The sequence below is a fragment of the Gilvimarinus xylanilyticus genome, assembly GCF_024195295.1.
Taxonomy (GTDB): Bacteria; Pseudomonadota; Gammaproteobacteria; order Pseudomonadales; family Cellvibrionaceae; genus Gilvimarinus; species Gilvimarinus xylanilyticus.
Window position 1 is genome coordinate 1,877,724 of sequence record NZ_JAMFTH010000001.1, and the last position, 13,956, is coordinate 1,891,679.

At 50.8% G+C, this 13,956-nt stretch carries 13 protein-coding genes; 6 read left to right on the forward strand and 7 right to left on the reverse strand.

Annotated elements, in window-relative coordinates; genetic code table 11:
• Window positions 1-100: 100 nt before the first annotated feature.
• Together M6D89_RS08185 and M6D89_RS08190 are read right to left on the reverse strand one after the other, a co-directional pair.
• Window positions 101-763 (reverse strand): DUF4391 domain-containing protein, encoded by a 663-nt coding sequence (locus M6D89_RS08185; RefSeq protein WP_253967523.1) that lies wholly within the window; start codon window positions 761-763, stop codon window positions 101-103.
• A gap of 12 nt (window positions 764-775) precedes the next feature.
• Window positions 776-4,093, reverse strand: coding sequence for a helicase-related protein (locus tag M6D89_RS08190; RefSeq protein ID WP_253967524.1), 3,318 nt, complete (start codon window positions 4,091-4,093; stop codon window positions 776-778).
• Window positions 4,094-4,600: 507 nt separating this feature from the next.
• Between M6D89_RS08190 and M6D89_RS08195 the strand changes: the two genes are divergently transcribed.
• The 5 genes from M6D89_RS08195 (at window position 4,601) to M6D89_RS17515 (ending at window position 7,827) form a co-directional block, all read left to right on the forward strand.
• Window positions 4,601-5,392 carry an SIR2 family NAD-dependent protein deacylase gene (locus M6D89_RS08195; RefSeq protein ID WP_253967525.1) on the forward strand — a complete coding sequence of 264 codons (792 nt, stop codon included), beginning with the start codon at window positions 4,601-4,603 and terminating at the stop codon, window positions 5,390-5,392.
• Window positions 5,383-6,423 carry a hypothetical protein gene (locus M6D89_RS08200; protein ID WP_253967526.1) on the forward strand — a complete coding sequence of 347 codons (1,041 nt, stop codon included), beginning with the start codon at window positions 5,383-5,385 and terminating at the stop codon, window positions 6,421-6,423. Before M6D89_RS08195 ends, M6D89_RS08200 begins: the two co-directional genes overlap by 10 nt.
• Before the next feature lie 232 nt (window positions 6,424-6,655).
• Window positions 6,656-6,784, forward strand: coding sequence for a hypothetical protein (locus tag M6D89_RS17285; protein ID WP_256504482.1), 129 nt, complete (start codon window positions 6,656-6,658; stop codon window positions 6,782-6,784).
• 691 nt (window positions 6,785-7,475) lie between these two features.
• Window positions 7,476-7,616: a hypothetical protein gene (locus tag M6D89_RS17510; RefSeq protein WP_472924529.1), complete on the forward strand. Its 141-nt coding sequence runs from the start codon at window positions 7,476-7,478 to the stop codon at window positions 7,614-7,616.
• Between the two features lie 16 nt (window positions 7,617-7,632).
• Entirely contained in the window at window positions 7,633-7,827 is a 195-nt protein-coding gene (locus tag M6D89_RS17515) for a helix-turn-helix domain-containing protein (protein WP_472924530.1), read from the forward strand.
• 51 nt (window positions 7,828-7,878) lie between these two features.
• On the opposite strand, the gene M6D89_RS08210 is transcribed toward M6D89_RS17515, so the two are convergent.
• From M6D89_RS08210 to M6D89_RS08220, 3 genes are all read right to left on the reverse strand, one after another.
• Window positions 7,879-8,139 (reverse strand): nucleotidyltransferase family protein, encoded by a 261-nt coding sequence (locus M6D89_RS08210; RefSeq protein ID WP_253967527.1) that lies wholly within the window; start codon window positions 8,137-8,139, stop codon window positions 7,879-7,881.
• A 66-nt stretch (window positions 8,140-8,205) separates the two neighbouring features.
• A complete protein-coding gene (locus M6D89_RS08215) occupies window positions 8,206-9,621 on the reverse strand; it encodes a hypothetical protein (protein WP_253967528.1) in 1,416 nt (471 codons plus the stop codon).
• A 426-nt stretch (window positions 9,622-10,047) separates the two neighbouring features.
• Window positions 10,048-11,736: a sensor domain-containing diguanylate cyclase gene (locus M6D89_RS08220; protein WP_253967529.1), complete on the reverse strand. Its 1,689-nt coding sequence runs from the start codon at window positions 11,734-11,736 to the stop codon at window positions 10,048-10,050.
• Window positions 11,737-11,881: 145 nt separating this feature from the next.
• Here M6D89_RS08220 and M6D89_RS08225 point away from each other — a divergent pair, with 145 nt between their 5' ends.
• Entirely contained in the window at window positions 11,882-12,460 is a 579-nt protein-coding gene (locus tag M6D89_RS08225; protein ID WP_253967530.1) for an acyl-CoA thioesterase, read from the forward strand.
• A gap of 4 nt (window positions 12,461-12,464) precedes the next feature.
• Here M6D89_RS08225 and M6D89_RS08230 read toward each other — a convergent pair whose 3' ends face one another.
• Together M6D89_RS08230 and M6D89_RS08235 are read right to left on the reverse strand one after the other, a co-directional pair.
• Window positions 12,465-12,893, reverse strand: coding sequence for an ion channel (locus M6D89_RS08230; RefSeq protein ID WP_253967531.1), 429 nt, complete (start codon window positions 12,891-12,893; stop codon window positions 12,465-12,467).
• Complete coding sequence (locus M6D89_RS08235) at window positions 12,887-13,951, reverse strand: DUF2955 domain-containing protein (protein WP_253967532.1); 1,065 nt, start codon at window positions 13,949-13,951, stop codon at window positions 12,887-12,889. Before M6D89_RS08235 ends, M6D89_RS08230 begins: the two co-directional genes overlap by 7 nt.
• Between the last annotated feature and the right edge of the window lie 5 nt (window positions 13,952-13,956).

The following is a 13,956-nucleotide window of genomic DNA, read 5'->3' on the forward strand; positions in this document are numbered from 1 at the left end:
TTTGTCAAAAATAGCAAACAAAAGCTTACACTTCCATATTAAACCGCCATTTTTGACAATATTTACCATAAATAATCCTGTAGAACCGATAGAGCCCGTTTTAAGTTGCTCTAAGCGCCACTAACGACTCTTGCCTGGTGCGAAGTTCGCGGTTTAGCTCCACCTTGCGATTAAACTGCACCTGGCGCTGCAGCTGCCCCTGTAAGCGCTCTATTTGCCGCTCCAGCGCTGCTATTTGCTCAAACCGCTCTGCTGCTTGCCATAGGGTTTCGCCCGCCTGTAAAGGCTCTGGCAGTATGGGGGCCAGCATTTGCTGGTACAGGCCGCCCAAATTAACGGCAACCGGTAGCGGCTGGCGCGGGGCGTCAGCCGCCAGCCAGTCGCTTTGGTAGTAAATAGCCGGCGCTTTGAGCTTACTTTCGCTTACCTTAGCCGTTGATTTTATGGCCGCCATTACTTGCCGACCCCGCGCACCGCGTACCTCAAAAATCAGCGGAAAGCTGATGGCTTTATCGATACAGGCCAACACGGCCTCGGATACCTCTGCCCCTTTGGGGTGAAGCTCCAGTATTTGCACCTCACTCACCCGACGGCTGGCGGGTAAATTCAGGGTGTCGGGCGACAGCTTATGCCGCCAGATGATTTTATCCACTTCATCCACCAACGCCTGGCGCAATGCCGTTTTGGGTTTGGCGTACTGGTATATTTTGGTTTTAGGTAACACCCGGCCGAAATAAGTGGTTTTGGGGTAGTCGAATAACACCGCAGCTACTCCTTAGTCGCCTGCCGCAATATCAACTGCCTGCACCGCAATAAATGCCACTAACTCAAAATCATCTTGCCCCTGCACGGCATTCACCAAAGCTGTAGTGCTACCGCTGGTGAACAGGCTATCCAGGTCTTTGTCAGCTTTCAGTTCGACCATAGAGTTAATGGCGTGGTTGAGCAGCTCGGTACAGTGCTCCATTTGCCGACCATCCTCAGTCAGCTGATTAAAGGGCCTATAGGCGCTGGGTACGGGTTTATCTTGGCCTTTGCAAGCGCTGCGCATTAAATCTAGCAAGCGCTTGGCATCAAAGTGACTGGCGAGAATGTCGCCCTGCTCATTGATATAAATTAAATAATACGGATGCAGGCGGTTGTGCTGATCCGCCACGGGGGCTTTTTTGCGGCTTTTCAAAGCGAACATTAACCCCGGCTGTAGCCCTAACTGTGGATTAGCCGGCACTACGGCATGTAACCCTTTGGGTACGCCTGATAAATCACCATTGGCTTTGACGTAGTTAAGTAAATCCATGCGAAAGTCGTTGAGGCCCAGGTCGGTAATGGATATGCCGGTGCGCACGTCTTCCAGCTCTATCACTTCATCTTGCAGCTTACGCAACTGTTCGCGGCGGTAATTTACATCGTTAGCTTGAGCGGTCAGTACGTTGTCGTCGCCGGTAGCGGTAACGTCCAAAATAGTCATGCGGCTTTCGACGCGGTCTTTTAGATTGATGTACTCATCCAAGGTAATGTCGGGCCAGTAATTCACCAACTGGATGCTGGCATTGGGGGAACCTATCCGGTCGATCCGGCCAAAGCGCTGAACAATGCGCACCGGGTTCCAGTGAATATCGTAGTTGATTAGATAATCGCAATCCTGCAGGTTTTGCCCTTCAGATATGCAATCGGTAGCGATAAGAATATCAATTTCGGCGGGCTCGTCCGGCAATATTTGTGCTTTATTTTTTGACTTAGGGCTAAACAACGTTAGCACCTCTTGCAGATCGTAACCCTTGCGGCCAGACTTTAACGTTGAACGCGGGTTACCGGTACCCGTCACCTCGGCTAGGTGTAACCCCTGCTCTACGGTAGGCAAACTTTGGGCGAGCTGCTCGTAAAGGTAATCGGCGGTATCGGCAAAGGCCGTAAAAATAAGCACCTTGCGATTGCCAGGGTTAATGGGGTTTTGCAATTTATCACGTACGTGCTGCTGCAGGTGCTGGAGCTTTGCGTCTTCGTCTGGGGTAACCTTCTGCATGTTGCTATACAGCGCTTGAATAATTTCCCGGTCGGCGCGAAGCTCTTGGCCCCAGCTGAGTAAGTCCATGTCTGCCAAATTGATTTTTACCTTACCACCCACGGTTAAACCATCTGGCATGGCAATGTCGTCGTCATCGCCTTCCAGATCATCCAGAAGGCCACTCCAATCCCCCACACCGGTATTGCCAGGCTGATCACCGCCGGCCTCAAAGGCATCAATTTTATCCAGCGTGGATTCAATAATGCCAAGCAGCTTACCTAAGGTTAACCGGAAAGCATGTACGGAGCTTTCCAGGCGCTTCAATAGATTGGTGGTCATCAGTGCCTGCAGGCTTTTTTCCCGATCTACTTGCTTGAGCTTACCGCGGCCATCATCTACCTCAGTATCGTAAAGCTTTTCGTACTTTTTGATGCGGCTAGGCAATATGTAGCTAATAGGCGCGTAAACCGCGAGTTTAAGCAGCACCAATTGTTCGACGATTTGATTCAAATTCATTACGTCGCCGCGGCTGGTAATGGGACGGTTGAATGAGAGAGGGATACGTCGCTCTGGAAATTGGCCTATTTCACTGGTGTCGTAAAAGGTTTGTATATGCTTGCGTGAGCGCGCAATGGTGACACTATCCAACAGTTCAAAAAAATCAAAACTGAGTTCATCCAATATAGCCTGAGCCGTGCGGTGCTCAGGCTCTAACTCTTGCCAACGGTTAAAAGCGGCTTGAGCGTTTTTAAAGATAGTGTCAATTGAATTGCCTGAGTGCAGGTGTTTGCTAAAGGCTTCTGTATCGCCCTCGTAGGCCAAGGCAAGCTGGTTTTTTAAGTCGGTAAAGCGGTTATTAACCGGGGTCGCTGAAAGCATTAGCACCTTGGTTTTAACACCTTCACGCACCACTTGGCGCATCAGGCGCTCGTAGCGGGTTTCACGCTCTTTTACCGCTGGGTTGTTACGGAAGTTGTGGGATTCATCAATCACCACCAAGTCGTAGTTACCCCAGTTAATCTGGTTGAGCTTCATACCGAAAGATTCGCCCGAGTGGCGGCTTAAATCGGTATGGCAGAGAACATCGAAGTTGAAGCGGTCTTTGAATAAGATATTGGTTTTCAGGTTACCCTTAAAAGCCAACCAGTTGTCAGCCAGCTTTTTGGGGCACAACACCAATACGGAGCGGTTGCGCAGTTCGTAATATTTAATAACCGCCAGGGCACTAAAAGTTTTACCTAAACCAACGCTGTCGGCCAATATGCAGCCATTGTAGGTTTCCAGCTTGTTAATAATACCGGTAGCGGCATCGCGCTGAAAATTAAACAGCTTATTCCAGATAACCGTATCCTGATAACCGGTACGGTCATTAGGCAGCACGTCATCGTCAAGCTCTTGCAGGAATTCGTGAAAAATATTGAATAGAATTATAAAGTAAACCCGCTCGGGGGAATTCTCTTGATAGACAGATTCAATATGCTCGCAAATGGCCTCAGTAACGTCCTGAAGCTTTTCTTGGTCGTTCCATAATTGGTCAAACAAGGCCATGTACTGCTGTGTCATAGCCGAGTCGGTTACTTTATGCACAAAATTAGAGACGGCATCACCTTTTTTGTACCCCAAGTCGACCGCGGTAAAGCCATGTAGCGGCATATAAACCGTGCTGGCGCTTGGGCTTTGCGCGTAGATGTACTGCTGCATTGGAGCACTTCCCACACTCGACTTAAACCGCGCTTTCTGGCGCAGCCACTGTGCGCACTCTCGGGCAACCGCGCGCTGGGTTAGTTGATTTTTAAGGTGAATTTCAAATTCACTACCGTACAGACTGCTCTCGCGTCCTTGCTTGGGAATATAGAATTCGCGGCGCTGCTTGCTGATTTTGTCGGTTACCGCCTCGGGCACAAAAGTTGGGGCAGTGAAAATAAACTCGAGGCTTTCCACCCCCGCCAGCTCTTTTTTGAGTGCTTCGTAGGCATAAATAGAAAAGCTCGAGGCGGCAATTTTTAGTTTGCTCCCCCTCCCTAATACCCGTTTTAGATCAGTGCCCAACAGGGTGTTGATGTTGTCGATCATTGTATCCACTGACATTGCTCCGTACCTGGTGCCTACCCGTTGGCGCAGCTTTGGCGCCCGAACCTACTTAGATCAAGTGAGGCATTGTAGCGCGTATTGGATGGGAATGGATGAGATGTGACCGATCACACAACTGGTCAAATATTGCACAAAGCTCTTTGTTATTCGATTTTCTCGGTCCTATATTCAGGACAGTGTGTACCCTATTTCAGGACACTTGCAATGTATCTCGCCAAAAAAACGGCTATCACTGGCGTTACTAAAAACATAAAAATGATTACAATTCAAAGACTTATAGATAGCTATGACTCCTGAATACAGGACACTTTTGACGCAAAAGCGTCCTAAATCGCGGCACTCCTATAATTTACCAAGGGGTGGAATCCTATTCTCAATGGCTTATAAAGCGATTCTGGTCTGAACGGCCTATTAAACTTCCAGGTCAGCCAGCATGTTATAAAGGCTCCTCTGACCAATCTGTGTCATGTTCAAATTGAATTTTTACGAAGACAGGCTCATCAGATGCTCGCTGACCTACCAAAAGCCGCTCGAATTATTTCGAATGCCGATAGTTTAATAATTTGTGCTGGTGCTGGCATGGGCGTGGATTCCGGTTTACCAGACTTCCGCGGCAATAGCGGCTTCTGGAAGACATACCCGGGGCTCGCAGCCAAAGGTGTACGATTTGAGGAGATTGCCAACCCTTCCGCTTTTTTAGAGTACCCGGAGCTTGCATGGGAGTTTTACGGCCATCGTATTCGGCTATACCAAAATACGCAGCCACATAGGGGCTTCAGCATTCTTAAACGCTGGTGCGACGAGAAAGCCGGAGGTGGCTTTGTGTATACCAGCAACGTAGACGGACACTTTCAAAAGGCCGGCTTTAGCGACCACCAGGTAAACGAATGCCATGGCTCTTTAGAGTATCTCCATTGCTCTGTACCTTGCGGTAATCACTTGTGGGACACACCTGATTCTATCGATACAAAGAAACCTCCCGCCTGCCCCAAGTGCGGCGAGGGGGCACGACCTAATGTACTCATGTTTAACGATTGGGGCGCAATACACAACCGTATCGAGGACAAATACGAAGCCTTTGAGCAATGGTATGGTTCGGCAAGTGAGCCGGTAGTGATTGAGTTGGGGGCTGGTACGGCCATCCCCAGTGTTCGGCGCTTTGCCGCTTCCCTAGAAATACCGATTGTGCGCATCAACCCACAAGATCACCGAATTCACGCACCACACATAGGGTTAAAGTTGGGCGCACTTGAAGGCCTGAAACTAATCGATCGCACAATAAGAAAATGGAATTAATTGATATGAAAAGTACATTCGAAAAGCCTCACGAAATACCTGGTTATTGTCGCGAGGGCTCCACCTTACTATGGAACGGTAGTATAACTGTCAACGCCAAGGCGCTGCGCTATTTAGTAGAGGACGCAAAGGTGGGAATCCGTGTATTCGAACTTCTATCAATAGCGCGACCTGGTGAACTATTAAACTATTTACTTCTCAGCTTTGACGAAAGTAATCCAAGTTTACTGGCGAACATCAAAAGCTCTCTGAAGCAGTATTCAAGCGGTCTTTACACTGAGGTTCGCGATCAAAATCAGAATTTATATCTGCCTCTCACAGCTCTAGACAAAAGGTTTGGTCTTGAACTATCTAGCTCTAGCGACCTGCACAGAGACTGGCAAAACTCCAGAACACTCACGCCTTTTTGGAATGATTACTTAACCGATCTCTTTCAGTTGATTAAAGCGGAGCAAAATAGCATATATAAAAGTCCCGACCCGCTTATACGGGCCGAAATATCACTTATTGAGGCAATCGCTCACCCCCAACAGTTTGTTCGGGCCCTAGACAGGCAGCCGATACTAAGAACGAATCAACCTTACATAAGAATGCCAGAATCACTTGTTGAACGGCTCATTGAGTTAGTTGATCAATATAGTATCCAATCGGTGTCGGCTGAGGAGGGCGGCTATGTTTTTTGGCATGAGCTTCTAAAACGACAGATAAGCCTTGGCACTGAAAATTTAGAGCTTCGCTGCGGATGTGATCACCCAAAACCTCCTTTCATCGCGAGCCACGTTGGTGGCGCAATTGACAATGGTGTTGAGGCCGAGCTAATGGTTCGCCCCAGCTGGAAGGCAGTAACCGCTGAGCAATGCGAAAAGAAACAACAACTCCCTTACCCCGCAAAAGTCTTAGTGACAGAGCAGGACTGGCCAGGCATGACATTTGTAGACCACGAGCGTATCGAGGGGTGGAATATTTATATTGATAGGGCCTGGCGAATCAAAAAGGAAAATAAGGATTTAGTAAGCGAAACGAATCACTAAGGTAGTAATTTCAAAGCAATGAAACACACGGGAGGGTTCCGCCCGCCCTCGTAGCCCATCAGGAGGCTGCCACCTTTGCGCAATTCTGCCGTTTTAAAGACCTGATCTCGGCAGAAAAACCGAACGTAAAGCGCCGTGCGCTTCACTATTTTATGCCAACACCATATATTTGACCAAGCCCCGCCTTCGTTCTAAACTGCATGTGGTACTGCCAAGCGCTAGGGTTTATTCAATGGCTGAGAATTGGGTAAGACACCGTAAAAGGCAGTGGGTAGCCAAACCCAGCGGCGTAATGCGCGACGCCGAGCCTATGGTCCAATTGGGTTGGGGGCTTACCGTGGGGGTCGACTCGCCGGCTTAGGAGTTGGATCTGCAAAGCCCGTTGCGCCGGACGCATTAGCAGGAACGGGGTACCTGCTCCAACCTATTTAGAACATTTAGCGCTTCAAAGAATTCCGCTCTGCCCTTGTGCTATTGGGCAAAACTTGGATGCCTTATTACTGGCTAAGTTTTGCTAAGGCTAAATACCCTTAGCAAAACCTTAGTACCTCACCCAAAACCAGATAAAATCGGATATACGAGCCAAACTAAAAACCGGACTTATCTGGACTTTTTTAGCGGTCACTTTTTCACCCTGGGGGCAACTATGGGGGCATCACTTGAGAACACCAGACACATAGTTTTTATTAATCAATTGGTTACACCCACTTTTCAGTAGACCCCGCCTCCACCAAAAAGCAAAAAGGCCCCACCCCGAAAGGAGTGGGGCCTTTTTCTTTTTCGGCGGGTAGAGTTCAAAGTACCCCCGTAGGGGGTTCACTAATTCGTCGGGAACGAATTAGGGCAGCTTCAGCTGCTGCGAAGCAGAGAGGGCCAGGGAAGGCCCAAATCCACTCCCCGCCTCGGCAACTGCCCCTGCGCTGCTCTACCTCCCGCATCCTTGCAATCTCGACCACATTAAGAGATCTCGGCTTTATTGGGGGTATTTTTGGGGGTATCCTGAAATTCTTTCCTCAAGATACCCCCAAGCGGTAGCAACAAAGGTAATCACAATGGACATCAAACCCATTAAAGCTGATGCCGACTACCAAACGGTATTAAAAGAAATCGAAAGTCTGATAATGGCAGGTCATAACACTCCCAAAGGTGAAAAGCTGGATGTAATGGTCACGCTGATTGAGGCTTATCTATAAAGCTAAGCACTCTCCTATGGATTTGCCTGCCCCCGTGGAGGCCATCAAGTTTGAAATGGAACGTAAAGGCTTAACCGCCAAAGACCTAGAGGCCATAATTGGTAAAAGCAATCGCGTTTACGAAATCCATAACCACAAGCGCCCCCTCACACTGAAAATGATTTGGAAATTGCATACAGGATTGGGCATTCTGGCAGAATGCCTTGATTAAACCACCGCAGGTGCGCGCGTCTTAGTTGATACTAACTAAAAGCGCCCACGCCTAAACATGAATTCGCTCACGCTCAACATAAAGCCGAAGTTCTGCACGCAGTGCCTGTTGTGTGACCAAATCTACCGAACAACCAAGCAAATCTTCCAAGTAGAACTGAACCCCAAAATAGCGCTTGGCGGTCGCCGGCCCATCGAAGTTGACTACAATATCACTGTTCTCGTGAGCATCATCGCGGGCGGTAGAGCCAAACAGATAAAGCTCGCTTACACCAAACTGGCTTTGCAACTCAGTCTTACAAGAAGTTAGCAATTACAACGCTTTTTCACTGTTCATAGAGTAATCCTATGAACAATGCGATCACTTTATTGAAAGACACTAATCCACATCGCACTTTACCGCGTGTTGGAACAGGTTGTTGTCTTGAATCTTTTTCGCCACCACCTTTGGCACCATGGTTTCCCAGCCGGGCTGATGACACACAATTTTCTTGAGCACATCGGGTGAGAAAATCGAAAGGTATTCCTCGTTGTAACCCTCAATCTGGGCTATACAACCTCGATTGACCAGATAGTCATACAAAGGGCTCTGCTTCTCTGGAACTCGCAAGTTGTTTACCTTAGCCAGCGTGCCCGTTTCCGGGGCTTTGAAGGGGTAAATATACAATTTAAGGTTGTTTTTAAACAGTCGGCCAAAGCCTTCTAATATGCCACCGGCCAAGTGGTCGTAATAATGCTCCTCGAACAGCTCACACAAACTATGCGCGCCCATGGTTAAACCAATGCGGCGGTTGGTGTAACGAGCCAAATACGCCGCCAGGCGATAATACTCTGGAAAGTCAGATATCAGCACGGTGTAGCCCGTCGCCTCTAACACCTCGGCGCGGCTGATAAAGTCTTGCAGGTCAATTTCATCGCCGGTGTGCAAATTGTTCATGGTGATTTCCATAATCGCCAAAGTCTCACCCGGCTCTATGTCCTCCTCTTTTTCAAAATCCTGCAGCGCAGCATTTAACATATCCAGGTTTACGTGTGTCACCGGCCTAAAGCGCCCGCGCTCAACCAGCAACGGCCGCTTACGCAAATGCTCGGACGGCTGTAAAACACTGCCATCGGCGGCAAACATGGCCGCGCCGCTTAGGCCGAGCTGCACTAAGCGCAAACTGATAATTCTATTATCCACCTCCGCAAACGCATCCCCCACAAACTCCACCATGTCAATTTCAATGCGGTCGGTACTTAAGCCATCCAGCAGAGACTTTACTAATTTTTCCGGGTCGTCACTTAAAAAACAGGCACCGTATATTAAATTAACGCCCACAATACCCAGGGCCTCCTGCTGTAATGAGTTTTCGTTATCCAGCATGCGCACATGAATAATAATTTCACTGGGCGGCGCGAGCGGGCTTGCCTGAAAACGAATACCCAGCCAGCCATGACATTCGTTGGTGCCGTGAAAGTTGCGGGCCGAAACGGTGTCGGCAAACGAAAAAAAGGCCGTTGATTCACCCCGGTCGGCGCTCAAACGCTCCAGGTTTAAATCGTATTCATAGCGCAGCATGGCCTCTAAGCGTTCACGGCACACATAGCGGGCGCATTTACCGTAAATCGCATCGCTCACTTTCATGTCGTAGGCCGATATGCTCTTGGCGATCGTACCGGCGGCACCACCGGCCTGGAAAAACCAGCGCACCACCTCCTGGCCGGCGCCAATCTCGGCAAAGGAGCCATAGCGAGAATCGTCGAGGTTCACCTCTAAGGCTTTACTTCTAGGCTGTGTGGGGCGTTGTGTCATTGGGTCACCTTTTAGGGCATGAATTTTAGATAGCACCTTTTGCGAGCATAGGACTTTAAGAGTTCTTTTACCTACCTGAGCAAATAAGCGTAGCCGAAAACCTCTCCCGCCACCGCTTTGGGGTTATGACCAGAGTCAAGAACCACTCAGGGCACCTTAAATTCAGAATTTCGACGAGGTTCACGCCTTAAAGAACCAACAAACGTGCCAATCCGCACCCATTAGCTGGCCCAGATTTCTGCGGCAGGGCCAAGAGCAACGGTACCGATGTTTGCTCCGCGAGGTGGAGCTAACAGGCGGATGGTCCCCGGCAAACAAGCCCAGAGCTTTTTTATGGCGTGAATTTTTAGCATAGCGCTATCAGATTAATGAGGTTAACCAGCGGTGATACTGCACTGGGTCTTAGGACAACGCGCGACACTGGCGCTACCCAATCCGAATGCGATTGCGCCCCTCGCCTTTCGCGCGATAAAGCGCCTGATCGGCGTGGCGCAAAATAGTATCTATGCTTTCGCCCGGCTTGCAGTGATAGGCGCCGATGCTGACACTGAGCGGCGAGCCGGTGGCGGCACTTTCGGTGGCGATGGTACTGCGAATCCGCTCCGCCACCTGTTTTAAGGTGTCTTGATCGCTGGGATCCATAATCACCACGAATTCATCGCCACCCCAGCGTCCGGCCTGGTCATAGGGGCGGATGGTCGCGCGCAGCCACAGCGCTATACGACGCAGTACATCGTCGCCGTATTGGTGGCCGTGTTTATCGTTAATGGTTTTAAAGTGGTCAATGTCCAGCCACAACAGACCAAAGTTTTGCTGTTCGCGCTCGGCCCGGGCAATCATATCGTGCAGGGATTCATCTAAGCCGCGGCGGTTTTTAAGTTCGGTAAGCGGGTCGATGCGGGCCTGACGGTGCAGCTGCTCGGTGCGGTGAGCCACTCGGCCTTCCAGCTCTTGGGTGTTGTGGCGTACGCGCTCGGCCATTTTTTCAAAGTGGTCGGCCAGCTGGCCAATTTCGTTGTCGGGCTTAGGCAAATACGGCAAATCGTAGCGGCCATCACGCACCCGCTTAACGGCGTGCTCCAACACCGCTACCGGACGCAGTACCCGCGCCTGAATTACCCAGTAAAATACGCCCAAAGTCACCAGCAAGGCCACGATAAATACCACCACCAACGGCCAGAACTCGCGCTTGGGCAGCAGTACACTTAAATCCAGCAAGGTAATTTCAAACCAGCCTATAGTAGGCAAGTAAGCAACCCCCGCCAGGTGCTTTTTACCGTCTACCATCACGAAGCCACTTTCAACCATCCCGGGGGCGCTGCCCTGTTTTTTGAGCATGGCGAGCATACCCAGCATTTGTTGTTTATCCTGTGGGTCTTCAAACAGCAAATCGACGGTTTTCTTTTGTCCCTCGGGCTTGATAATGCTGCCAAAGTCGATGTAATTGCGGTCGCGGTATAACTGAATGGCGCCGTTGTAGTCGGCAAACAAGGTGGTAATCCCATCCTGGCCGATGTCGACAATATCCTGCAGAAAGTTGTCCAGATTAAGCCCGGTACCCACCATGGCGATGATATCGCCCCCGGCATCGCGCACCAGCACGTCAATCCAGAGCTTGGTGACGCCCAGCTGGGTGTCGGGGTTAACGTTTAGATGAAAGTCTCGCCCCTCTTCAACTAGCTGAAAAAACCAGGCATCGTCGGGCTTTTCGGGGTCCAGCACATAGCGAAACTGCTCGCCCGCGTAGTCGTTTTGAGCGTTGTTAAAATAGTAGCGGCGATTTTCGATAAGCGCGACAAAATAACTTTTATCGCTAAAGCCCCCGCGAAAGTTTTCCAATTCATGCAAGGCTTTATTTTGCAGGGTTTGGTTATCGGGCTGGGCGGCCCACTGAATTAAACTGGGCGATCGGGCCAGCTGCTTGGCCAAGCCTATTTCGCGCTCCAGCGAGCTGAGCAGACGGGCGCTGTCGTAGCGCACTTGTATTTCGGTGACCTGGCGGCCCCAGCGCTCGATGATCGAATCGGTCAGCTTCTGGTAAGCCAGCCACGAACCAACCCCCGCCGCTATAATCAGGGTGGTGGCGAGGGACAAAATTCGGGTACTGAGACTCAACGATGACTTCCTGCAATGATCATTTAAACGCCATTACACCAGAGTACGCGCCATTATTCTATGGTCTTTTATAGCACAGGGCGGCCCCCTTGGCCCACTCGGGCTTTACCGCTACCATGGGTCTTTTCTTTTAGGAACCTACCTCATGGCCGAGTTTCGCACTGTTAAGTCGTCGCAGAATGTACTCAAAGAACTGATGATTCCCTCCTACGCCAATTTTGGCGGCAAGGTCCATGGGGGCATTATTTTGTCGCTGATGGATAAAATTGCCTACACCACCGCCGCCAGCCACTCGCGCAGCTACTGCGTAACGGCTTCGGTGGATTCGGTGAATTTTATGAGTGCGGTGGAGGTGGGCGAGCTGGTGACCCTAATGGCCTCGGTGAATTATGTGGGGCGTTCGTCCATGGAAATTGGCATTAAGGTGGTCACCGAAGACTTTAAGCGCGGGGTAAACAAACACACCAACACCTCTTACTTTACGATGGTGGCGGTGGACGAACAGACCCGCAAACCGGTGCAGGTGCCCGGCTTAATTTTGCAGGAAAAAATTGAAGTGCGACGCTTTATTTGGGGCAAACTGCGCAAGCGCCTCAAAACCCAGTACCGCGAAGCATTTCACTCCATGCCTAGCGAAGCTGACATCGAGCGCGAGCTGGACCAGCTTACCGATGACAATTGTAAGCTAGCGCTCGACCCCAGCGCCCTTAACGCGCGCGATTAAGACATTAGTGAGCCGGCGGCACACGGTCTTTAAGCGCCTCAGAAAAGGCCCTGGACAAAGCCGCCGTGGTCACACCCACCATCAACACTCCGTTTAACGCCTCAAGCGGGCCCAACAGCTCGTGCTTGGGCGACATAACAATATCGCCATAACCCAAGGTGGCAAAATTAACCGCCGAGTGATACACCGCGACCGAGAACTCTTCGAACTCACCCAGGCCATAAAACAAAGTGCCCCAGGCGATCACCTGAATTATATTGCCCGCAATAAGAATCGCCATCATACCCGCAGTCACACGCATGGACGACGCAAAAGAGGCTGTCACCATATGTTCGCGTTTGGCAAAAAAACGCAGCGCCACTAACACCAACAGCCCCTGTAAAAACAGGCAGACCACCATCATGGAAATACCCAGCGCAAAGTTCATTAACATACCGACTCCTTAACGTGTTTTCGCGTACCGCGCCAATGTTCCAGCAGTGCCATAGAAAGTGATGCGTAAACCGCCACGGCTAAAAACAATGCAATGCGCACCCAAAAGGCTTGGTAAACATCTTTACCATTAGCGCTGTCCTGTACCGCCGCACCCAATAAAATAATCATGGTGGTCATGCTGGCCACCCAAAACGACGATTTAAAACGCGTGCGCCTCACGCCATAGGCGCCGCTGGCGAAGAGTAAACACGCCAGCAACATCCAGGCAAAATAAAACCACAGCGATACCGCCAAACTCAGGCAGCTCCACACCACCACAGCAAACAATCCGCCCAACAAGGTGGAGCCAATCATTTCACGGCTGGACTCGCGCAAGCGCGATTGCGATACCTCGCGACCCAATAAAATACTTTTAATAGTCAGCGGTAAATACAGGGCCGGATTGGTCAGTGTTAAAACGAACGCGGGCATAACAATCGCCGTGGCGCGCCATGCCAACCAGCGCAATTCGGCGGGGGAATCGGGCGCAGGCGCGGGCGACGGGCTGGGGTCTTCGGGGAAAAACGGGTACACCAGCCACTGCCCCACTACCGCCATAGCAATACCCACCACCAGCGTCGAAATAAGGGCCGAGGCCAAGGCGGTGCTGATGCTGCTGGCCGCCGGGATAACGGTTAAGCCCATGGCCAGCAAAGTGCCAATGGCCGCCTTGCCCGGCAGCATGGCGATGCGGTTACTGACAAAAAGCCCAGCGACAATAATCATCAGCGCGGGCAGCGGAGCGTGCTGCAATAGCGGCCCGATAAAGATCCCCACCCCCAAGCTGACCATGACTGCGATCAGTAACATCAGCAATTGCTTGGGCCCAGGGGGCGGTGCAGGCTTGGCCGATAGAATGACTACAAATAACGGGGCCAAAAACGGAAGCGCCAGGCCCCAACCATAAGCGGCGGCCAGCACCACACTAGTGGTAATGGCTAAACGGTAAGTGCGCCGCGCCGCCAAGGGCATGGGCGGCCTGTGCGAGCGGGCGAAAAAACGGGCCAAAGCGCGCATGGTTT